The sequence below is a fragment of the Sphingopyxis sp. CR5 genome (assembly GCF_059693785.1).
Window position 1 is genome coordinate 35,289 of record NZ_JCATIE010000003.1, and the last position, 20,990, is coordinate 56,278.

Below are 20,990 nucleotides of genomic sequence, written 5' to 3' on the forward strand. Positions count from 1 at the left end.
CCCCTCCCGCAAGCGGGAGGGGGGCGGGGGGCGGCCCGCCGCAACCATGCTTTCCTTTCCGGGAGACAGGCGATAGAGGCGGGCCATCATGGTCGCCGATACCTCGTCCCACTTCCGCTACCGCCTGCGCCGCGACAGCAATGCCGTCCTCGGGTGGCTGCGCGAAATGTGGGGGCGCCGCTGGTTTCGCTGGCTCGGCTATCTGGCCATTGCCGGGGTGCTCGGCCTCGCGCTGCTCTGGGTGGCATTCGCGCGCGACCTTCCCTCGGTCGATCAGCTGCGCGACTATGAACCGCCGCTGCCGACGATGGTGCGCGACGGCGAGGGCAAGCCGGTGCACAGCTATGCGCGCGAACGCCGGGTACAGCTCGACTACAGCGAATATCCGCAACTGCTCGTCCGCGCGTTCCTCGCGGCGGAGGACCGCACCTTCTTCGAACATGGCGGGATCGACTATCCGGGCATCGCGAGCGCGATCCTGACCAATTTGCGCAATGACGGCCGTCCGGTCGGCGCGTCGACGATCACGCAGCAGGTCGCCAAGAACCTGCTGCTGACGAACGAGGTCAGCTATACGCGCAAGATCCGCGAGGCGATCCTCGCCAAGCGCATCGAGGCGGCGCTGACGAAGGAACAGATCCTCGAACTCTATCTGAACGAAATCCCGTTGGGGCGGCGGAGTTTCGGCGTCCAGGCGGCGAGCCGCGCCTATTTCGACAAGGACGTCGACCAGCTCAAGCTGCACGAAATGGCGTTCCTCGCGATCCTGCCCAAGGCGCCGGAAACCTATGGGCGCGCGCACAATGCCGAAAAGGCGCTCGCGCGGCGCAATTTCGTGCTGAACGAAATGTATCGCAACGGCTGGATCACCGCCGCGCAGCGCGACGCGGCGCAGGCGCAGCCGCTCGGCCTTACCGAACGCGGCAACCGCGCGGTCGAACAGGTCGGCGGCTATTATATGGAAGAGGTGCGGCGCCAGCTGATCGATCTGTACGGCGAAACCGCCGACGACGGCCCGCACAGCGTCTATGCCGGCGGCCTGTGGGTCCGCACTGCCTATGACGACGCGATGCAGCAGGCGGCGGCAGGGGCGCTGCGCGACGGGATGATCCGCTACGACCGCGGCAAGGGCTGGTCGGGACCGATCGCGACGATCGAGGCCGACGACAAATGGGCAAGCCGCCTCGCCTCCAGTTTCAAGACGGTCGATTACGACGATTGGCGCGTCGCCGCCGTCCTGTCGAAGACGGGCAGCGAGGCGCGCATCGGTTTCGCCGACGGCAGCACCGCTCGCCTGCCGGCAAGCGCCGCGCAAATGGGCTATCGCAAACGCGGGACGAGCGCCTTCGTCGCGATGAAGCCCGGCGACCTGATCGCGGTGAAGGCGAGCGGGAACGGCGTCTATTCGCTCCGCAACATTCCCGAAGTGTCGGGCGGCATGGTCGTCGAAAGCCCCCACTCGGGGCGTATCTATGCGATGCAGGGCGGCTTCGACGTCCGCCTGTCGTCGTTCAACCGCGCGACGCAGGCCGAGCGCCAACCCGGCTCGACGATCAAGCCCTTCGTCTATGCGACCGCGCTCGACAACGGCATGACGCCGGCGACGCTGATCGTCGACGGGCCCTTCTGCGTTTATCAGGGCGCGAGCCTGGGCAACAAATGTTTCCGCAATTTCGGCGGCGCGGGGGGCAGCGGCGAACATACGATGCGCTGGGGCCTCGAACAGTCGCGCAACCTGATGACGGTCCGCACCGCGAGCCAGATCGGCATGGAACCGATCGTCGAGACGATCAAGACGATGGGTATCGGCAACCACGAGCCCTATCTGTCCACCGCGCTCGGCGCCGGCACCACGACGGTCGAGCGGATGGTCAACGCCTTTTCGATGCTCGCCAATCACGGCCGCTCGCTGACCCCGCACCTGATCGATTATGTGCAGGACCGGCGCGGCAAGGTGATCCTGCCGAAGAACTGGCGCCCGTGCGAAGGCTGCAACACGTCCGACTGGGACGGCAAGCCGATGCCGCGCTTCTCGCCCTCGGGAAAACAGCTGATGGACCCGATGACCGCCTATCAGGTCGTCCATATGCTCGAAGGCGTCGTCCAGCGCGGCACAGCCCAGCGGCTGCGCGACCTGGGCGTCCCGATGTTCGGCAAGACCGGGACGACCACCGGACCGAAGGACGTCTGGTTCATCGGCGGCACGCCCGACGTCGTCGCGGGCCTCTATCTCGGCTTCGATCAGCCGCGCAACATGGGCGGCTATGCGCAGGGCGGCAGTCTGGCCGCGCCGGTGTTCAAGCAATTCTATCAGGCTGCGCTCTCCGATCGCCAGCCGGTGCCCTTTACCGCGCCAAGGAATATCCGCATGGTCCGCATCGATCGCCGCACCGGCCGCCGGGTTTACGGCTCGTGGCCGGGCAGCGATCCGAAGGCGTCGATCATCTGGGAGGCCTTCAAGCCCGAAAGCGAGCCTAAGCGGACGATCCGCGAAGAGGAAATCAAGCCCGCCAAGCCCGCGAAGCAACCCGATGCGCCGGTTCAGCAGGGCGGGCGGCGCAGCGATGCCGACTTCCTCGACGATCGCGGCGGGATTATCTGACGGCTCCGGCGGCGGGGCGCGCAGGGCTTTTCCTCCGGCGCGCCAGCCACTAGGGCGTAGAACCGACTGATTCAGGAGCATAGACATGCGCGCCGAAGCGCAGGACCATATCGATACGATCAACGCCGCGCTCGCGCTGCTTCGCCGCTTCCTCGACTGGGATCGCGCGCTGCGGCGGCTCGACGAACTGAATGCAAAGGTCGAGGACCCGACGCTGTGGGACGATCCCAAGGCCGCGCAGGAGGTGATGCGCGAGCGCCGCCGCCTCGACGAGGCGGTCACCGCGACGCGCGCGATCGAGAAAGAGATGGGCGACACCGCCGAGCTGATCGAACTCGCCGAAATGGAAGGCGACGACGCGCTGATCGACGATGCGGTCGAAAGCCTCGCCGCACTGGCCGCGCGCGCCGAAGACGACAAGATCAAGGCGCTGCTGGCGGGCGAGGCCGACGGCAACGACTGCTATATAGAGGTCCATGCCGGCGCTGGCGGCACCGAGAGCCAGGACTGGGCCGAGATGCTGCAGCGGATGTACATGCGCTGGGCCGAAAAGCGCGGGATGAAGGTCGAACTCGTCGAATATCAGGCGGGCGAACAGGCCGGGATCAAGTCCGCGACGATGCTGGTGAAGGGCGAAAACGCCTATGGCTATGCCAAGACCGAAAGCGGGGTCCATCGCCTCGTCCGCATCTCGCCCTACGACAGTTCGGCGCGGCGCCACACCAGCTTTTCGAGCGTCTGGGTCTATCCCGTCATCGACGACGACATCCAGATCGACATCAACGAAGGCGACCTCAAGATCGACACCTATCGCGCCTCGGGCGCGGGCGGCCAGCACGTCAACACGACCGACTCGGCGGTGCGGATCACCCATATCCCGACGGGTATCGTCGTCGCGAGCCAGAACGACCGTTCGCAGCACAAGAACCGTGCGACCGCGATGGGGATGCTGAAGGCGCGGATGTACGAGGCCGAACTGCAGAAGCGCGAGGCCGAGGCGTCGGGCGAATATCAGGCCAAGACCGAGATCGGCTGGGGCCACCAGATCCGCTCTTATGTCCTTCAGCCCTATCAGCTCGTGAAGGACCTGCGCACCGGCGTCACCTCGACCGCACCGCAGGACGTGCTCGACGGCGCTCTCGACCCCTTCATGGCCGCCGCGCTGTCGCAGAAGGTGAGCGGCGAAAAGGTCGAGGTGGAGGATATCGACTGATGGTGCGTGCGGGCGTTCGGGTCGGGCTGGCGGCATCGATGCTGCTTTTCCTGCTCGGCGGCTGCAATTCGCCGTGGGACTCCGACGACGACCGGATCGAAACGGCGCGCAAGTTCCCACCGGCCGATCGCCCGGTCGCGGCGGTCGGCGCGACGAAATGGTCGACCGAAGAGGCGCGCGACCGCGTCAACGAGGCCGAGGACATCATGGACTCGGCCGACGTCCGCCCGGGGATGACCGTCGCCGACATCGGCGCCGGCGACGGCTATTACACCGTCCGCCTTGCCGCGCGCGTGGGCGCGGGCGGGCGCGTTCTGGCACAGGATATCCAGCCCGAAGTGATCGAGCGGCTTGCCGATCGCGTCGCGCGCGAACGGCTCGACAATGTGTCGCTCAAGCTTGGCGCGGTCGACGACCCGCGGCTTCCCGAAAACAGCTTCGACCGCGTTTTCATGGTGCATATGTACCATGAAATCGGCGAACCTTACGCTTTCCTCTGGCGGCTGCGGCCGGCGCTTCGCCGTGGCGGACAAGTGATCGTCGTTGACGGCGATCGCCCGATTGCCAAGCATGGCACCCCGTTCCGCCTGCTGGTCTGCGAGTTCGATGCGGTCGGCTACAAGCTGTTGTCCTATGACGACAAGCAGACCGCGGGCGGCTATCTCGCGCGTTTCATCCCGGCCGGCAAGCGGCCCGATCCGGGCGCCATCAAGGTATGCGAGAATCCCTGAACCCGGATGGGGAGCCGACACCCGTCGGTCTTGAGCGCAGCGTCATTATCAATAGGCGACTAGTCGTTCCTCATCGTCCATCGCCGCCAGAAAACCGACCAGTCCGCCCATGCGCGCCTCGGGCACGATGTGCGCGGCCGTCAGCCCCGCCAGCGCGAGGCCCGACTGGCAGGCGACGAGTTCGACCTCCATCGCCGCGGCTTCCTCGATCATCTGCATAAGGTCGGGCTGCCCTGCGGCGCGGCGCGCGGCATCGCCCGCGAACGTCATCGGGCGGCGGAGCAGCGCGACCGCTTCGCCCTGCACGAACAGTCGCGCCCGCCACCCGAGCGCCGCCGCCGCCATCGCGGTCTCGAGCGCGGCATAGAGGCGCCCGCCGTCGGGGCTTGCGACGATCAGGCTCAGCGCCGGCATGTCGGACAGTCCGGGTCCTTGGCGACGCCGACCTCGCGCCAGCGTCGCTCGAGCATGTCGAGGATCGCCAGTCGTCCGGTGAGCGGCCGTCCCCAGCCGGCCAGCGCGCGCACCGCTTCCAGCGCCGCCATCGTGCCGATCATCCCCGCGAGCGCCCCCATCACCCCCGTCTCGGCGCAATTGACCGCCTCGCGGTCGGGGTCGGCGCCGACGAGGCAGGCATAGCAGGGGCTGTCGTCGCGCCAGCCTTCGTACAGCGCGACCTGTCCTTCGAACGCACCGATCGCGGCGCTGAGCAGAGGAATTTCGAGCGCGACCGCGGCGCGGTTGACGGCGAGCCGCGTGTCGAAATTATCGCTGCCATCGAGGATAAGCGTTGCGCCGGACAGCAATGTTTTGGCGTTGGCCTCTGTAAGCCGGGCAATCCGGGCTGCGAAATCGACGTGTGGATTTATACGGTCGATGGCCTCGGCGGCGATTTCCGCTTTGGGCCGCCCGATGTCGGCGTCGGTGAACAGCGGCTGGCGATGCAGGTTCGATAGTTCGACGGCATCGTCGTCGACGATCGTCAGCGTCCCGACCCCCGCCGCCGCCAGATAGGCGATCGCCGGGCAGCCGATGCCGCCCGCGCCGATCACCGCCACATGCGCGGCCTTCAGCTTCGCCTGACCCGCGCCGCCGAACTGCGGCACGATGATCTGGCGCGCATAGCGGTCGAGTTCGGCGTCGCTGAGCACATTATTCGCCCGGGCGCCGCATCTTCATGGCGGCCAGCGAGCCGACGTCCGCCGGCTTTCCGGCCGGCTCGTCCTCGGGGCTCGCCACGCCGGTCGACCCGAAGCCCCCGGCGCCGCGCGCCGTGTCGTCGAGCGCCTCGACCTCTGCGAAGGCGGCGCGCTGCACCGGGGCGGGGACGATCTGGGCGATGCGGTCGCCGCGCCTGATCTCGAAATTGTCCTCGGACAGATTTGCCAGGATCACTTTCACTTCGCCGCGATAGTCGCTGTCGATCGTTCCCGGCGTGTTCAGGCAGGTGATGCCATGTTTCAGGGCGAGGCCCGAACGCGGGCGCACCTGCACCTCATATCCCGGCGGGATCGCCATCGCGAAGCCGGTCGCGACCGCCTGGCGCGCGCCGGGGCGCAGCGTCAGCGTTTCCGCCGCGACGATATCCATCCCCGCCGCGCCTTCGCTGGCATAGGCGGGCAGCGGCAGGCCGCCCCCGTTGGGAAGCCGCAGCAGCCGGATTTCAATCGGGGGCAGGGGGTGAACGGAGGTCGAGTTCATCGGCAATCTTTTCCATCAACTTGCGGGCGACGGCGTCCTTGGGCAGCCGGTCCCAACTGTCCACACCGTCCTTGCTGACGATATGGACGCGGTTCGTTTCGCCGCCCATCGGGTCGGCGGACACATCGTTGGCGACGATCCAGTCGCACTTCTTTCGCGCCAGCTTCGCTTTGGCATGGGCGATCACGTCGTTGGTTTCGGCGGCAAAGCCGACCAGCAGCGCGGGGCGGTCGGCGCTGTTGGCGACGCTCGCCAATATGTCGGGGTTTTCCGCAAGCGCGAGCGGCGGGACGGCACCGCTGCCGTCCTTCTTGATCTTTTGCTTGCTGGTATCGGCGGCGCGCCAGTCGGCGACGGCGGCGACCATGATCGCGGCATCGACCGGCAGGCCGTCCGCGACCTCCTTTGCCATGTCGCGCGCGGTCTCGACGTCGACGCGCATCACGCCCGGCGGCGTGGGCAGCGGCACCGGGCCTGCGATCAACAGCACCTCCGCGCCGGCCTCTGCGGCCGCGGCGGCGATCGCAAAGCCCTGCTTGCCGCTCGACCGGTTGGCGATGTAGCGCACCGGGTCGATCGGCTCGTGCGTCGGTCCCGCGGTGATCAGGATGCGGCGGCCATAAAGCGGCCGGTGGCGCGACGGCGCGAAATCGGGCTGGCCGGCAAGCGGCAGCGGCGCCGCGGTGCGCAGCGCCTCGACGATCGCGGCATGGATCGCCGCCGGTTCGGGCAGGCGGCCGGGGCCATATTCGCCGCACGCCATCTCGCCCTCGTCGGGGTCGATCACCGTCGCCCCGTCGCCGCGCAGCGTCGCGACATTGCGCTGCGTCGCGGGGTGCAGCCACATGCGGACATTCATCGCGGGTGCGGCGAGCACCGGCTTGTCGGTCGCCAGCAGCAGGGTGGTCGCCAGATCGTCGGCGATGCCCGCCGCCATCTTTGCCATCAGGTCGGCGGTCGCCGGGGCGACGACGACCAGATCGGCCTCGCGGCTCAGCTGGATATGCCCCATCTCGACCTCGTCCTTCAGGTCGAAGAGGCTGGTATACACCTTGTTCTCGCTCAAGGCCGCGAGGGTCAGCGGCGTCACGAACTGCTCGCCCGCGCGCGTCAGCACGCAGCGCACGACATGCCCCGATTTGCGCAGGAGGCGGACGAGCTCGATGCTCTTGTAGGCCGCGATGCCGCCGCCGATGATCAGCAGGATGCGTTTCGCCGTCATCGCCTCAATATCCCGTCAGAAGAACGTCGAGCGCGCCGACAATGGTGAAATGTTCGGCATCCAGATTGGCCACAGGCCGCCGGAGCCGCTCGCGCGGTATCGCAAAGATCAATTGGGTCGCCATCACCATTGCCTCGTCATTTACCGCAAAGACCGGATTGAGCCGCGGCACCGGCTCGAAGCCGGCAATCGGCATGAGGGGGACGACCACCCGCGTGACCAGATCATCGAGCAGATCACTTTGGCAATCGAGAAGATAGCCCAGCCCGCGCGAGCCGGGATAGACGTCGTATCGCGCCATCAGAACTGCCGATATGTGTCATAGGGCATGCCATTCTTTCGGATATAGTCGTTCCAGCTTTCAATCGCTGCGCGATTTTCTTGTTTCCACGCGGCATCGCGAGCCGCTTTGACCTGCGCCGCAAGGCCTGACTGACATGCCTCGCTGACATTGATGCCGAGCTTTCTGGCTTCCTCGACCAGCTCCGCATTCAACGAAACATTGGTCGCCTTCTTGGGCCCTTCGAAACGCGCCGGACGGTTCATCGCCATTCTCCTTGCGCATTACATATGCGCATACCCGCCGCCGATCAATGCCCGACCATGCCAAGGCTCGCGAAGGGCTTTTGATGCTCGCCATATTTGTCGACCAGCGTGGCGCTCGCCTCGTTGAGCCCGATCAGCTCGACCGTCTTGCCCTCGCCGCGCAGCCGCAGGACGATCTTGTCGAGCATTCCGGTCGCCGAAATATCCCAGAAATGCGCGTCGTGGACGTCGATCACCACCGTCTCGACGCCGACTTCGTTGAACTCCATCGCCTCGTAGAGCCTGTCCACCGAGGCGAAGAATATCTGTCCTTCGATGTGATAGCGGCGGGTGGCGCCCTCGACGTCGCTGTCGATCGTCAGCAGCTCGCGAACCTTCCACGCGAAAAAAATGCCCGAGAGCAGGACGCCCGTCAGCACGCCGATCGACAGGTCGTGGGTCGCGACGACCATCGCGACGGTCGCGATCATCACGACGTTCGACGGCCAGGGATGGTGCAGCGTTTCGGCAAAGCTTTTCCAGCGGAAGGTCGAGATCGACACGAAGATCATCACCGCGACCAGCGCGGGCATCGGAATCTGCGCGACCCAGCGCCCCAGCGCGACGATCAGCACGAGCAGCATCACGCCGGCGACGAAGGTCGACAGCCGGCGCCGCCCGCCCGATTTGATGTTGATCACCGACTGGCCGATCATCGCGCAGCCGCCCATGCCGCCGATGAAGCCGGTGACGAAATTGGCGACCCCCTGGCCCCAGGTCTCGCGGCGCTTGTCGCTGCGCGTCTCGGTCATGTCGTCGACGATCGATGCCGTGAGCAGGCTTTCGAGCAGTCCGACCGCCGCCATCGCCAGCGAAAAGGGCGCGACGATGCGCAGCGTGTCCCACGTCAGCGGCACGTCCGGCAGGTGAAAGAAGGGCAGGCTGTCGGGCAATTTGCCCATGTCGCCGACGGTGAAGACGTCGGCGCCGAAACAGATCGAGGCGGCGGCGAGCAGCACGATCGCGACGAGCGGCGAGGGGACGGCGGTGGTCAGGCGCGGCAGGCCATAGATGATCGCGAGCCCCGCCGCGACCATCGCATAGGTCGCGACGCTCATCGCCTCGCCCGTGAGCTGCGGCAATTGTGCCATGAAGATCAGGATTGCGAGCGCGTTGACGAAGCCGGTGATGACCGAGCGCGAGACGAAGCGCATGAGGAGGTCGAGCCGCAACAGCGCCGCGATCCCCTGGAACACCCCCATCAATATCGTCGCGGCGAAGAGATATTCGACGCCATGCTCGCGCACCAGCGGGCCGACCAGAACTGCGACCGCGGCGGTCGCCGCGCTGATCATTCCGGGGCGGCCGCCGACCATCGCGATGATCACGGCGATCGAGAAACTCGCATAGAGGCCGACGCGCGGATCGACCCCGGCGATGATCGAAAAGCCGATCGCCTCGGGAATCAGCGCCAGCGCGACGACGAGGCCGGAGAGGAATTCGGTGCGAGGGTTCGCGAGCCAGTCGCGGCGAAAATCATTGTGAAGAGCCATGATGCCCTCCTTTTTTGTCAGGAATGCGTGCGGCCTGCGGCCATCGGCGACCGCGGGCGCGAAAGAAACGGGCGCGGATCAGGCCGCGCTAGGGCGGGGTGAGGGGCAGCCAGGTCATCGCGGCGACGGCCATTGCCGCTCCGCCCAGCGCCGTCAACACATAGCGCCACCAGACGCGCTTTTCGCCCCTGTCCCACATCAACGGAATGTCGGGCAGCGGCGGCGCCGGCGGCGCCGCGCCCTTTTTCGGCAATTGCTGGTCGAGCCGGCGGACGATGTCGGGGATCAGTGCCAGCGTCCTGCCCTGTTCGCGCAATCCGTCGGCGAGCGCCGCTTCGGGGCCGAGCTCGTCGCGGATCCATTCGCGCACGAACGGACCCGACACGTCCCACATATTGATGCCGGGGTTGAGCATCGTCGCGACGCCTTCGACCATCACCATCGTTTTTTGCAGAAGCAGCAGGTGGGGCTGGGTCTGCATGTCGAAATCGCGCGTGATCGCGAACAGTCCGTCGAGCATCTGGCCGACCGAAAGTTCGCTCACCGGCTTGCCGCGCATCGGCTCGCCGACCGCGCGGAGGGCCGTCGCGAACTCTTCGACGCTGTGATAGTCGGGGACATATTGCGCCTCGAAATGGATTTCGGCGACGCGGCGGTAATTGCCCGTGGTCAGGCCATAGAGAATCTCCGCGAGCCAGTAGCGTGCCTGCCGGTTGATGCGCCCCATGATGCCGAAATCGACCGCCGCGATCGTCCCGTCGGCCTTCACGAACAAATTGCCCTGGTGCATGTCGGCGTGGAAAAAGCCTTCGGCGATCGCCTGGCGCAAAAACGCATGGACAAGGTTCGTCGCCAGCGCCTCCATGTCGTGCCCCGCGGCGATCAGCTGTTCGCGGTGCGAGATCTTGATCCCGTCGATCCACCCGAGCGTCATCACCCGGCTCGCGGTCCGGTCCCAGTCGATCGCCGGAACTTCATAGGTGGGATCGGCGGCCATCGCGTCGCGCAGTTCGGACGCCGATGCCGCCTCGCGCCGCAGGTCGAGCTCGCGCAGGGTCCAGCGCCGGAAATTGGCGATCACCTGCCGTGGCCGCAGCCGCGCCGCCTCGCCGCCGAACGCTTCGAGGTGCGCCGCGGCCCATTCATAGGTGTCGATGTCGCGCGCGAATTGCTTGTCGATTCCGGGGCGACGGACCTTCACCGCGACCTGCCGTCCGTCCGCCGTCACGGCCCGATGGACCTGCGCGATCGACGCCGACCCGACGGGCCGGGGATCGAAGTCGGCATAAAGCGACTCGAGGGGGGCTTCGAACGTCTGCTCGATCTCGGCCCTGATGCGCTCGAAGGCGACCGGGGCAAGTGCATCCTGCAAGGTCAGCAGGTTACGCGCCGCTTCCTCGCCGACCAGATCGGGGCGCGTCGCGAGCGTCTGCCCCAGCTTGACCGCGGCGGGACCGATCGCCTGGAAGGCGGCGGCATAATCGGGCACCTTCGGCTGGATCGTGCCCAGGCGGGCGATGCGGCACAGCCGCTTGACTCCGGTCGGTGTCGCCGGTGCGCCTTCGATCCCGCGCAGCGCCCCGTGGCGCGCAAGGATGCGGCCCCATTTCAGCAGCCGGACAATATGCGTGACGGGACGGGTCATAAGTCAAAGCCCCTCCCCTTCAGGGGAGGGGTTGGAGTGGGGGCTCGCGGACCGGCGCGGCGTAGGCTGCCAGCCCCCACCCCGCTGCGACTAGCCAGCAAGCTGGCAAGTCTCGCTGCCCCTCCCCTGAAGGGGAGGGGTTTAAGGAACTTTGCCCCCCTCACGCCTTCCACCCGCTGTGGATCGCGACCAGTCCGCCCAGGATCGGCTCGGCCTTGACCGCCGTGAAGCCCGCCTCGCGGATCATCTGGGCGAATGCGGGCATCGGCGGAAAGCGGCGGATCGATTCGATCAGATAGCGATAGCTGTCCTCGTCGTCGGCGATCAGCTTGCCCAGCCTGGGCACCAGGTGATGCGAATAGGCGTCGTAAACCTGGGCGAAACCGGGCCATTCGTTGGTCGAGAATTCCAGGCAGAAGAACCGCCCGCCATAGCGCAGCACGCGATGCGCCTCTTTCAGCGCGGCGGGAATGTCGGTGACGTTGCGGATGCCGAAGGCGATCGTATAGGCGTCGAAGAACTGGTCCGGAAAGCTCAACGCCTCGGCATTCTGCTCGGACCAGACGAGCGTGTCGATGCCGCGTTCGGCGGCACGCTCCATGCCGACGCCCAGCATGTCGGGGTTGATGTCGGCAACCGTGATGCTCGCGCCCGACGGTTCCATGCGAAAGGCGATGTCGCCCGTCCCGCCGGCCATGTCGAGGATTGCCTCGCCCGCGCGCGGCTTGACCCGGCGCACGAAACGATCCTTCCACAACCGGTGCAGGCCGCCCGACATCGCGTCGTTCATGATGTCGTATTTCCGGGCGACGCGGCTGAACACCTCGCCGACCTTCGCGGTTTTCTCGCCCACGGGCACCTGCTCATAGCCGAAGCTCACGGTATCGGGGGTCGCCATGTGCGCGCCTTTGCGAAAGGAGAGAGCGGAACTGCTGTCCCGCGCCTTTAGCCGGGCCTTGCCGTGCGCGCAAATGGCGCGTAGCGCGGGGGTCGGAACCTATGCCCGAGCTACCCGAAGTCGAAACCACCGTGCGCGGTCTCGCGCCCTTCCTCGAGGGGCAACGGCTCGTGACCGTCAGCACCTTTCGCCCCGATTTGCGCCGTCCGTTTCCGGTCGATCTTGCGCAGCGGCTGACCGGAGCGACCGTCACGCGGCTGTCGCGGCGGGCCAAATATGGCATCGTTTCGACCGACCGCGACGATCATATGATCTTCCACCTCGGCATGTCGGGACGCTGGCGCACCGAAGGGGGCGACCCGGGCAAGCACGATCATCTGCTGCTCGAAACCGGCGTGGGACACCGCCTCTTCCTCCACGATCCGCGACGCTTCGGGTCGGTCGATCTGGTGACGGGCGACCCGCTCGCGCGCTTCCCAGCCTTCGTGACGCTGGGGCCGGAGCCGCTGGCCGACGATTTCGACGCGGCCTATCTGGCGCGGGCGCTGGCGGGGCGCCGGGCTCCGATCAAGGCGATGCTGCTCGACCAGACGGTCGTAGCGGGGCTCGGCAACATCTATGTCTGCGAAGCGCTCAACATGGCGCGGATCGCACCGACACGCGCCGCCGCCGACGTGCCCCGTGCCAAGCTGGCGCTCCTCGTCCCTGCCATCAAGGCGGTGCTGGCCGCGGCGATCGCCGCCGGCGGATCGACGCTGCGCGACTTTCTGAGTCCGGAAGGCGACCTCGGCTATTTCGCGAAGGACTGGCGCGTCTATGGCCGCGAGGGCGAGGCCTGCGAATGCGGCGGCACGATCGCGCGCATCGTCCAGTCGGGACGATCGACCTTCTATTGCCCGGCATGCCAGCGGTGATCGCACGGTTGCCCCCCGGCGTCCGGAGGCGCGGTGGCCCCCGGTCGCGACGCAAATCGGGCGGAAAAGCATTGACCCGACCGTCCTTGATGGCTATGGGCGCACCCTTCGAGCAGGGTCCGGTCTTCCGGAACCGGCCGTATCCGGACATTGATTCGCTGCCCATGCGCGATTCGGCTGCTCCGCTTTCGGCTGTGCTCCGACCGTTGAACCGATTGGAAATTTTGAGGAACTTATGGCCAATACGCCGCAGGCAAAGAAGCGCATCCGCCGCAACACCGCGCGCACGATCGTCAACAAGAACCGCGTGTCGCGCATCCGCACGCTGGTGAAGAAGGTCGAAGTCGCCGTCGCCGCCGGCGACAAGGACGCGGCCGCCGCCGCGCTCGCCGCGGCGCAGCCCGAAATGGCGCGCGGCGTCGCGAAGGGCGTGCTGCACAAGAACACCGTCGCGCGCAAATATTCGCGCCTGACGAAGAGCGTGAACGCGATCGGCTGATTCGCCTTCACGGCTCGCTTCGGATCAAGGACCCGCCGGTTTTCCGGCGGGTCTTTTTTGTGACTGCAAAAAGTCATTGCTGTTGCAACGCGGTAAGTGACGGATTCGCCGCGATTCGTTGCAGGGGCGAATGCGAAGCTCCTACATGATATTGAAATATAACGATAAATTACCCCTCCTTCGCATTTCCGGGAGGTGCGATGAGTCAAGCGCTTTATTTCAGATTTTTTACGCGCCGCAGCCTTGATCGTTGCCGTTTCTCCTGCCTAACAAGGGACGTCGCCAGCCTTCGCCGGCGGCCGCCACATTGACATGATTCGTTCGCTTTCGGGCCCTTGTGTCCGGGACGGGACGCTTGCGCCCTCGGTCGCAGGCGATGGGGTCGGCGTGTGGGCGGTCGCCGCGCGTCGAGGCGGCGACACGGGGGCCAGCGAGGGGGACGGAATCACGTGACGGCAAAGGGGACAGCCATGGCAGCAGCACGGGACATGGAGCGATGAGCGGCGATGCCGCCGCGCTCTGGCCGCGTGTTGCCGAGGGATTGCGCCGCGATCTCGGCGCGCGGACGTTCGACCACTGGCTGAAGCCGGTGCGCTTTGCCGATTTCTGCACGCTGTCGGGCGTCGTGACGCTGGAGACGGCGAGTCGCTTTTCGGCCAACTGGATCAACGAACGCTTCGGCGACCGGCTCGAGCTTGCGTGGCGGCATCATCTGCCGGCGGTGCGTTCGGTGCTCGTGCGGGCGGGTACCGGTGCGGCCGAGCGACAGGCGGCGATGACCGCGCCGCCGCTGCCGCCGCTCGCGCCCGCCACCGTCGCGGCGCCGGCCGCGCCATCGGCCTTCGATACGAAACTTGGCTTCGATCGCTTCGTTGTCGCGCGCAGCAACATCCTTGCCGCCAACGCCGCACGCCGCATGGCGATGGTCGAAGCGCCGCAGTTCAATCCGCTCTATCTTTGTTCGGGCACCGGGCAGGGCAAGACGCACCTGCTCCACGCGATCGCGCAGGCGTATGAGGCCGAACATCCCACGGCGACGATCATCCTGATGTCGGCCGAAAAATTCATGCTCGAATTCGTCGGCGCGATGCGCGGCGGCGACATGATGGCGTTCAAGGCGCGGCTGCGCGCCGCCGACCTGCTGCTGCTCGACGACCTGCAATTCGTGATCGGCAAGAATTCGACCCAGGAAGAGCTGCTCCACACGATCGACGACCTGATGTGCTCGGGCAAGCGGCTCGTCGTCACCGCCGACCGGCCGCCCGCGATGCTCGACGGGGTCGAGGCGCGGCTGTTGTCGCGGCTGTCGGGCGGGCTCGTCGCCGATATCGAGGCGCCCGAGGACGATCTGCGCGACCGCATCATCCGCCAGCGGCTCGCCGCGATGCCGATGGTCGATGTGCCCGATGATGTCGTCGCCTATCTGGTCAAGCATTTCACGCGCAACATCCGCGAGCTGGAGGGCGCGCTCAACAAGCTGCTCGCCTATGCCGCGCTCACGGGGGTGCGGGTCGATCTCGCGCTCGCCGAGGACCGGCTTGCCGAAAATGTCCGCAGCGCGCGTCCGCGGATCACGATCGACGAGATCCAGCGCGCGGTCTGCGCCCATTACAAGCTCGACAAGGCCGAGATGGCATCGAAGCGCCGCGTTCGGGCGATCGCGCGGCCACGCCAGGTCGCGATGTATCTGGCCAAGGAACTGACGCCGCGTTCCTATCCCGAAATCGGCCGCCGGTTCGGTGGGCGCGACCATTCGACGGTGATCCACGCGGTCCGCACCGTCGAGTCGCTGCGTGTCACCGACAGCGAACTCGACGCCGAAATCGCCGCGATCCGTCGCAGCCTCAACAGCTGATCGGTCTCGGCCGGGGCGCGGCGCGCCGCCTCAATGAAAATCGCGTGATTTCGGCAGGATACGCACATCGCGCGGATGGCCGTGTCGCGGCGACGCATTGCGGGGATATTGCGGATGCTTCCCCTCGTCGGCACGCGCCAGGGCGGGCTCGACGCGCGGGCCGGTTCCCAGCGCGTCGAGCATCGCGGTGCGATCGACGATGCGCGACGCCATCAGGTGGACGACGCCCTCCTTGCTGCGTTGCACCTCGCCCTCGACCAGCATCAGCCGCGACGCCATGACGGCGCGGCGATAGCGTTCGAAGTGGCGCGCCCATAACAGCACATTGACGATCCCGCCCTCGTCCTCGAGCGTGATGAAGATCGCATTGCCCTTGCCCGGGCGCTGGCGGATCAGCACCACCCCCGCGGTGCGGACGATGCGGCCGTTCTTCGCCGCCGCAGTCTCCGGGCAGCTCAGCACCCCCTCCTTCGCGAACGCCTCGCGCAGGAAAGCCATCGGATGCCCTTTCAGCGACAGGCGCGTCGTCTGGTAATCGGTGAGCACCTGTTCGACGCGCGGCATCGGCGGCAGCTTTGCATCGGCTTCGGCACCCAGTTCGCCCGCACCGGCGGCATCGAACAGCGGCAGCACCCCCTGCCGCACCCGCCGCGCGTTCCACAATGCGGGACGCCGGTCGAGCCCCATCGATCCGCACGCGTCGGCCTCGGCGAGCAGGCGCAAGGCGCGGGAAGGAAGGGACGCGCGCCGTGCCAGCTCCTCGACGCTGGCAAAGGGCGCGCTGCGCGCCAGGGCGATCGCATCGGCCCAGGCCTCGCGGAATCCGTCGACCTGGCGGAAACCGAGCCGGAGTGCGAGGCTGCCGTCTTCGCGGCGCTCGAGGCTGTTGTCCCAACCGCTCGCATTGACGTCGACCCCGCGCACCTCGACGCCATGGTCGCGCGCGTCGCGGACGAGCTGCGCGGGGGCATAGAAACCCATCGGCTGCGAATTGAGCAGCCCGCAGGCGAAGACCGCGGGGTGATGGTGCTTGATCCACGAGGAGACATAGACCAGCCGCGCAAAGGATTGGGCGTGGCTTTCGGGAAAGCCATAGCTGCCGAACCCCTCGATCTGCTTGAAGCAGCGTTCGGCGAAATCGCGTTCGTAGCCGCGCGCGGTCATGCCGCCGATCATTTTATCGCGAAAATTCTCCATCGTCCCCACATTGCGGAAGGTCGCCATCGCGCGGCGCAGGCCATTGGCTTCGTCGGGAGTGAAGTCCGCGGCGACCATCGCCAGCTTCATCGCCTGTTCCTGGAACAGCGGGACGCCATAGGTCTTGCCCAGCACGCCATGCAGCTCGTCGGGGGGGTGCGGCGGCGCGGGGGAAGGATAGTCGACCGGCTCCTCGCCGCTGCGCCGCCGAAGATAGGGATGCACCATGTCCCCCTCGATCGGCCCCGGACGAACGATTGCGACCTGCACCACGAGGTCATAGAATTCCTTTGGTTTCAGCCGCGGCAGCATGTTGATCTGCGCCCGGCTTTCGACCTGGAACACGCCGATGCTGTCGCCGCGCCGGAGCATGTCATAGACGGCCGGGTCGTCGCAATCGATGTCGACCTCCAGCGTCCGGTCGCCGAGCCCGTGCGCGCGCATCAGGTCGAAACATTTGCGGATGCAGGTCAGCATGCCGAGCGCGAGCACGTCGACCTTCATCAGGCCCAGCGCGTCGATATCGTCCTTGTCCCATTCGATGAAGGTGCGGTCCTCCATCGCGGCATTATGGATCGGCACCAGCTCGTCGAGCCGCCCTTCGGTCAGCACGAAACCGCCGACATGCTGTGACAGGTGGCGCGGCGCCTTCAGCAATTCGCCGACAAACCGGTGCAGCCGCCCGATCTCGCCATTGCGCGGATCGAGCCCGGCCTCGACCAGCCGCTCCACCGGCACCTCGTCGCCCCAGCTTCCCCAGCTCGTGTCGGCGAGCCGCGCGGTCACATCCTCGCTGAAGCCCAGTGCCTTGCCGACCTCGCGAATCGTGCTGCGCGGGCGATAGTGGATGACCGTCGCGGCGATCCCCGCGCGTTCGCGCCCATAGCGGCCATAGATATGCTGGATCACCTCCTCGCGCCGCTCATGCTCGAAATCGACGTCGATGTCGGGCGGTTCGTCGCGCTCGGCCGAAATGAAGCGTGAAAACAGCAGTTCGTGCCGCATCGGGTCGACCGAGGTCACGCCGAGCAGGAAACAGATGATCGAATTGGCTGCCGAACCGCGACCCTGGCACAGGATCGGCGGGTCCTGTGCCCGCGCGAAGCGGACGAGATCGTAAACGGTCAGGAAATAAAAGACATAACCGCGCTTGCGGATCAGCCGCAGCTCGTTGCCGATCAGCGCGCGCACCCTGGGGGGAAGCGGCGTGCCATAGCGTTTCTGCGCCGCGGTCTTCACCAGATGGTGGAGCCAGGCAAAGGGCTTCCAGCCCGCCGGCACCGGCTCGTGCGGATATTCGTAGCGCAGGTCGTCCAGCCGGAAGGCGATCCGCGCGAGCAGTTTCGCGCTTTCCGCGACCGCTTCGGGACAGGCGCCGAACAATCGCGCCATTTCGGCCGGCGATTTCAGATGGCGTTCGCCATTGGCGTGCAGCCGCCGGCCCGCTTTCTGGACCGTCGTGCCTTCGCGGATGCAGGTGACGATGTCGTGGAGCGGGCGCTGCGCGGCGGTGGCATAGAGCACGTCGCCCGTTGCAAGCAACGGGACGCCGGTCGCCGCCGCCAGCCGCCGGCGTTCGGCCAGGCGACGCGCGTCGCGCCCCGCGCGCGGCATCGTCGCCGCCAGCCACACCGACTTCGGCCGCGCGCGCTTGAGCGTGCGGAGCAGGTCCGCGTCCCCGTCCATCGCGATCAGCAGCAACCCGTCGCAAGACGCGAGCAGATCGTCGAGGTGGAGGATGCAATCGCCCTTCTGCGCGCGCCGGTTCCCGGTCGAGAGCAAGCGGGTCAGTCGCCCCCAGCCGCGGCGATCGACCGGATAGGCGACGATGTCGGGGGTGCCGTCGGCGAAGACGAGCCGTGCCCCCGTCACCAGCCGGAAACCCGCTGCCCGCGCATCCTCTTTGACCTGCAGGTCTTTCAGGAACGCCCAGGCGCGCACCACCCCCGCGACGCTGTTGCGGTCGGCGATGCCGATGCCGCGCATCCCGAGCGCGATCGCCTCGGCGACCATCTCGGCGGGGTGCGAGGCGCCGGTGAGGAAGCTGTAGTTGGTCGCGGCGACCAACTCGGCGAAGCCAGGGTCGGGGTCGGGCTCGGGACGGGGGGTTTCGCTCATGCGAACAGCCCGTGGATATACCAGCGCGGAGCGGCCTTTTCGTCGTAGAGCCCGTGGCGGAACAGCCAGTAACGCCGCCCCTGCACATCCTCGACCCGGTAATAATCGCGCGTCAGCCCCTTGTTGTCGCGGCGGCGCCACCATTCGGCGGCGATGCGCTCGGGCCCTTCGTAGAGGCGCACCGCGTGGAGCGCGCGGCGCCAGCGGAAACGCTGCGGCGGGCCGTCGGGCACCTCGGCGATCACTTCGATCGGCTGCGGCGGGTCGAAGAGGTAGAAGGGGCGCAGCGGTGGTTCGCCGGTCTCCGCCTCGGGCCAGCGCGCGGGCGGCGGCGCATCGGCCGCGGGCAGTTCGAGCTGCGCCTGTTCGGGGATATGCGTGTCGGCGGGACGCAGCCTGCGAACCCGGTCGCGCCCGAGCCGCGTCGCGAGCCGGTCGGCGAGCTCGTCGATCGCGGCCGTGCGGACCGCCCCGCCCTCGAGCTTCAACTGGCTCGATCCGAGCGCATCGAGCCGCGGCACGACGAGCCGGATCATGTCGAAACCGAAGCCGGGATCGATCGGGTCGCGCAGCGTATCGACCCGTTCGGCGAACAGGCGCATGACCAGCGCGACGTCGCGCACCGGCTGGCCGGTCTCGACCGCGATCGAGCGCGCCAGCCCGTCGCTGCGAAAGAAGGTCGCGCGAAAGCCGCGCCCGCCCTTGCCGCGTTCGGCCATGTCGGCGGCCACCTCGTCCATCAGCTCGGCGAGCACCGTCATCGCATGGGCGCTGCTCGCGAGCGGTTCGGCAAAGCGGCGTTCGGCGGCGACCGGCGGCGGCGTCACGCGCGGGGAGAGCGGGCTTGGCGCGTCGCCCAGGATACGGCGCAGCGCGGTCGCCGCGTCGGCGCCGAAGCGCGCGGCGAGGCCAGCCATCGGCCGGCTCGAAAGGTCGCCGATCGTTTTCAATCCGGCGCGGATCAGCGCGCGGGTCGCCTCGTCCCCGAGTTCCAGCGCGGCGACGGGCAGGCGCCGGATCGCTGCCGCTTCATCGGGGGCGGGGGGTGCCGGATAGCGGGCGAGCGCGCGCGCCGCGTCGGCGGTCGGGCCAAAGGCATGGCGCAGCGTCAGGCCGAGCCGGTCGCAGCGCATCGCCGCGTCGCTCGCCAGTCCGGTCTCGCCGTCGAACAGGTGCGCGGCGCCCGCGATATCGAGGATCAGCCCGTCGGGGGCATCGAGTGCGACGAGCGGCGTATAGCGCGCGCAGCCCTGGGCGATCCGGTCGAGCCACGCGGCGTCGGCGGCGGGGTCGTGGGGCACCACGGTCAGCGCGGGGACGCGCGCGCGCGCATCGGCGAGCGCCATGCCGGGGGCGAGCCCCAGCGCCGCTGCCTCGGGGGCGACGCTCACCAGCCGCCGTGCGCCGCGCACCGTCTCGGCAAAGACCAGCGGCGCCTCAGGCGGCCTTGGCGCCGCGCGGTTCCAGCGCTCGGCGGGGAGCCAGGGAAAGACCAGCGCCAGATAGCGCCGCGTCGCGGAAGGCTTGTTCGTCACGGTTCCACTCCAGCCGCCAGCACGCGCCCGCGGGGCCGGCGCGCCAGCGCAGCAATTCGAGGTCGAAGGCGGGCGCGCCGGGTGCCCCGGCCTCCAAGTCGCGCGAAGGCGCGGCGGCCACCCGCCAGCGCGTCTCGGCGACGCTCGGCACGGGCTCGGCGGCGATGCGCAGCAAGATCAGGGTCGTTCCGGCCTCGCGCGCGCCGAGTGCTAGGCGCCGCCCCGCGGTCAGGTCGAACGCGGGAAGCCGGCCGTGGCTTTCGACCACCACCGCCGCCGACCCGGCGCAGCGCACCGCGTCGTTCGCGGCGGCGAGCAGCGCCCTGGCATCGCCCGTCTCGACGAGCAGCAACCGGCCCGGATCGCCGCCGAGTTCGGCGAGGCCCGGGGTGTAAAGCCGACCCGCCTTGCGCGCCGCGTCGGCGGGGCGCAGCCACAACAGCGGCGCCTCCCCCCCGCCACGCAGCGCGAGCATCGCGGCAAAGGCGGCGGCGCTCGCGGCGTCGAGCATGTCGGCGGCGAACAGTTCATGCACCCGCCCCACCGCCAGCCCGCCCCCAAGCGCCGCGTCGAACCCGGCGTGCCCGCTCGCCAGCGCCCCCGCGGCCGCAGGACCGGAGGATGCGCCCGAAGCGGCGATCCGGGCGACGCGCCGGCGCAGCCCGGCGAGAGAGGAGGACGACTCGCGCATGACATGTTCTCTATATGTTCTATTAGCGCGCGAGTCTCGTCGCTTGTCAAGGCGGCAGGCACGGGGCGTGATGTTGGTTCACGCGAAGCCG

Annotated in this window: 17 protein-coding genes and 1 pseudogene; 6 read left to right on the forward strand and 12 right to left on the reverse strand. The window is 67.7% G+C overall.

Going from position 1 to position 20,990, the window contains the following annotated elements; genetic code table 11:
• Positions 1-88: 88 nt before the first annotated feature.
• The 3 genes from AC58D2_RS05100 (at position 89) to AC58D2_RS05110 (ending at position 4,546) form a co-directional block, all read left to right on the forward strand.
• Positions 89-2,602 carry a penicillin-binding protein 1A gene (locus tag AC58D2_RS05100; protein ID WP_497387947.1) on the forward strand — a complete coding sequence of 838 codons (2,514 nt, stop codon included), beginning with the start codon at positions 89-91 and terminating at the stop codon, positions 2,600-2,602.
• Between the two features lie 85 nt (positions 2,603-2,687).
• A complete protein-coding gene (gene prfB / locus AC58D2_RS05105; protein ID WP_497387949.1) occupies positions 2,688-3,815 on the forward strand; it encodes a peptide chain release factor 2 in 1,128 nt (375 codons plus the stop codon).
• Positions 3,815-4,546, forward strand: a complete 732-nt coding sequence (locus tag AC58D2_RS05110) for a class I SAM-dependent methyltransferase (RefSeq protein WP_497387951.1) — start codon at positions 3,815-3,817, stop codon at positions 4,544-4,546. The genes prfB and AC58D2_RS05110 overlap by 1 nt, the downstream gene beginning before the upstream one ends.
• A gap of 48 nt (positions 4,547-4,594) precedes the next feature.
• On the opposite strand, the gene AC58D2_RS05115 is transcribed toward AC58D2_RS05110, so the two are convergent.
• The 9 genes and pseudogenes from AC58D2_RS05115 to AC58D2_RS05155 all read right to left on the reverse strand — a co-directional run bounded on the left by AC58D2_RS05115 (position 4,595) and on the right by AC58D2_RS05155 (position 12,090).
• On the reverse strand, positions 4,595-4,960 hold the full coding sequence (locus AC58D2_RS05115) for a DsrE family protein (RefSeq protein WP_497387953.1): 366 nt from the start codon (positions 4,958-4,960) through the stop codon (positions 4,595-4,597).
• Positions 4,948-5,697, reverse strand: coding sequence for a HesA/MoeB/ThiF family protein (locus tag AC58D2_RS05120; RefSeq protein ID WP_497387955.1), 750 nt, complete (start codon positions 5,695-5,697; stop codon positions 4,948-4,950). The genes AC58D2_RS05115 and AC58D2_RS05120 overlap by 13 nt, the downstream gene beginning before the upstream one ends.
• An 88-nt stretch (positions 5,698-5,785) precedes the next feature.
• Positions 5,786-6,247, reverse strand: a pseudogene (gene dut / locus AC58D2_RS05125) (dUTP diphosphatase); the annotation flags it as partial.
• On the reverse strand, positions 6,210-7,469 hold the full coding sequence (gene coaBC / locus AC58D2_RS05130) for a bifunctional phosphopantothenoylcysteine decarboxylase/phosphopantothenate--cysteine ligase CoaBC (protein WP_497387957.1): 1,260 nt from the start codon (positions 7,467-7,469) through the stop codon (positions 6,210-6,212). The gene coaBC and the pseudogene dut, both read right to left, overlap by 38 nt.
• 4 nt (positions 7,470-7,473) lie before the next feature.
• On the reverse strand, positions 7,474-7,770 hold the full coding sequence (locus tag AC58D2_RS05135) for a CcdB family protein (protein ID WP_497387959.1): 297 nt from the start codon (positions 7,768-7,770) through the stop codon (positions 7,474-7,476).
• Positions 7,770-8,015, reverse strand: coding sequence for a type II toxin-antitoxin system CcdA family antitoxin (locus AC58D2_RS05140; protein WP_497387961.1), 246 nt, complete (start codon positions 8,013-8,015; stop codon positions 7,770-7,772). The genes AC58D2_RS05135 and AC58D2_RS05140 overlap by 1 nt, the downstream gene beginning before the upstream one ends.
• Before the next feature lie 44 nt (positions 8,016-8,059).
• On the reverse strand, positions 8,060-9,547 hold the full coding sequence (locus AC58D2_RS05145) for a SulP family inorganic anion transporter (protein WP_497387963.1): 1,488 nt from the start codon (positions 9,545-9,547) through the stop codon (positions 8,060-8,062).
• 88 nt (positions 9,548-9,635) lie between these two features.
• Positions 9,636-11,192 carry a 2-polyprenylphenol 6-hydroxylase gene (ubiB, locus tag AC58D2_RS05150; RefSeq protein ID WP_497387965.1) on the reverse strand — a complete coding sequence of 519 codons (1,557 nt, stop codon included), beginning with the start codon at positions 11,190-11,192 and terminating at the stop codon, positions 9,636-9,638.
• A 160-nt stretch (positions 11,193-11,352) separates the two neighbouring features.
• On the reverse strand, positions 11,353-12,090 hold the full coding sequence (locus AC58D2_RS05155) for a class I SAM-dependent methyltransferase (protein WP_497387967.1): 738 nt from the start codon (positions 12,088-12,090) through the stop codon (positions 11,353-11,355).
• Positions 12,091-12,191: 101 nt separating this feature from the next.
• Here AC58D2_RS05155 and mutM point away from each other — a divergent pair, with 101 nt between their 5' ends.
• The 3 genes from mutM (at position 12,192) to dnaA (ending at position 15,358) form a co-directional block, all read left to right on the forward strand.
• Entirely contained in the window at positions 12,192-13,004 is an 813-nt protein-coding gene (gene mutM / locus AC58D2_RS05160) for a bifunctional DNA-formamidopyrimidine glycosylase/DNA-(apurinic or apyrimidinic site) lyase (RefSeq protein ID WP_497387969.1), read from the forward strand.
• 235 nt (positions 13,005-13,239) lie between these two features.
• Positions 13,240-13,503: a 30S ribosomal protein S20 gene (rpsT, locus tag AC58D2_RS05165; RefSeq protein ID WP_497387970.1), complete on the forward strand. Its 264-nt coding sequence runs from the start codon at positions 13,240-13,242 to the stop codon at positions 13,501-13,503.
• A gap of 496 nt (positions 13,504-13,999) precedes the next feature.
• The gene (gene dnaA, locus AC58D2_RS05170; RefSeq protein ID WP_497387972.1) at positions 14,000-15,358 is read left to right on the forward strand and encodes a chromosomal replication initiator protein DnaA; all 1,359 of its coding nucleotides are present in this window, start codon (positions 14,000-14,002) and stop codon (positions 15,356-15,358) included.
• Positions 15,359-15,388: 30 nt separating this feature from the next.
• Here dnaA and AC58D2_RS05175 read toward each other — a convergent pair whose 3' ends face one another.
• Genes AC58D2_RS05175 through AC58D2_RS05185 form a run of 3 tightly spaced genes read right to left on the reverse strand, consistent with a single transcriptional unit; the run spans position 15,389 to position 20,899 of the window.
• Positions 15,389-18,673 (reverse strand): error-prone DNA polymerase, encoded by a 3,285-nt coding sequence (locus AC58D2_RS05175; RefSeq protein ID WP_497387974.1) that lies wholly within the window; start codon positions 18,671-18,673, stop codon positions 15,389-15,391.
• The gene (locus AC58D2_RS05180; protein ID WP_497387976.1) at positions 18,670-20,208 is read right to left on the reverse strand and encodes a Y-family DNA polymerase; all 1,539 of its coding nucleotides are present in this window, start codon (positions 20,206-20,208) and stop codon (positions 18,670-18,672) included. Before AC58D2_RS05180 ends, AC58D2_RS05175 begins: the two co-directional genes overlap by 4 nt.
• A complete protein-coding gene (locus AC58D2_RS05185) occupies positions 20,111-20,899 on the reverse strand; it encodes an ImuA family protein (RefSeq protein WP_497387978.1) in 789 nt (262 codons plus the stop codon). Before AC58D2_RS05185 ends, AC58D2_RS05180 begins: the two co-directional genes overlap by 98 nt.
• Positions 20,900-20,990: the final 91 nt, after the last annotated feature.

Coding starts and splice junctions, on each gene's coding strand:
- AC58D2_RS05100 (WP_497387947.1), top strand. CDS start 89: ATGGTCGCCGATACCTCGTCCCACTTCCGCTACCGCCTGCGCCGCGAC.
- prfB (WP_497387949.1), top strand. CDS start 2,688: ATGCGCGCCGAAGCGCAGGACCATATCGATACGATCAACGCCGCGCTC.
- AC58D2_RS05110 (WP_497387951.1), top strand. CDS start 3,815: ATGGTGCGTGCGGGCGTTCGGGTCGGGCTGGCGGCATCGATGCTGCTT.
- AC58D2_RS05115 (WP_497387953.1), bottom strand. CDS start 4,960: ATGCCGGCGCTGAGCCTGATCGTCGCAAGCCCCGACGGCGGGCGCCTC.
- coaBC (WP_497387957.1), bottom strand. CDS start 7,469: ATGACGGCGAAACGCATCCTGCTGATCATCGGCGGCGGCATCGCGGCC.
- AC58D2_RS05135 (WP_497387959.1), bottom strand. CDS start 7,770: ATGGCGCGATACGACGTCTATCCCGGCTCGCGCGGGCTGGGCTATCTT.
- AC58D2_RS05140 (WP_497387961.1), bottom strand. CDS start 8,015: ATGAACCGTCCGGCGCGTTTCGAAGGGCCCAAGAAGGCGACCAATGTT.
- AC58D2_RS05145 (WP_497387963.1), bottom strand. CDS start 9,547: ATGGCTCTTCACAATGATTTTCGCCGCGACTGGCTCGCGAACCCTCGC.
- ubiB (WP_497387965.1), bottom strand. CDS start 11,192: ATGACCCGTCCCGTCACGCATATTGTCCGGCTGCTGAAATGGGGCCGC.
- AC58D2_RS05155 (WP_497387967.1), bottom strand. CDS start 12,090: ATGGCGACCCCCGATACCGTGAGCTTCGGCTATGAGCAGGTGCCCGTG.
- mutM (WP_497387969.1), top strand. CDS start 12,192: ATGCCCGAGCTACCCGAAGTCGAAACCACCGTGCGCGGTCTCGCGCCC.
- rpsT (WP_497387970.1), top strand. CDS start 13,240: ATGGCCAATACGCCGCAGGCAAAGAAGCGCATCCGCCGCAACACCGCG.
- dnaA (WP_497387972.1), top strand. CDS start 14,000: ATGAGCGGCGATGCCGCCGCGCTCTGGCCGCGTGTTGCCGAGGGATTG.
- AC58D2_RS05175 (WP_497387974.1), bottom strand. CDS start 18,673: ATGAGCGAAACCCCCCGTCCCGAGCCCGACCCCGACCCTGGCTTCGCC.
- AC58D2_RS05185 (WP_497387978.1), bottom strand. CDS start 20,899: ATGCGCGAGTCGTCCTCCTCTCTCGCCGGGCTGCGCCGGCGCGTCGCC.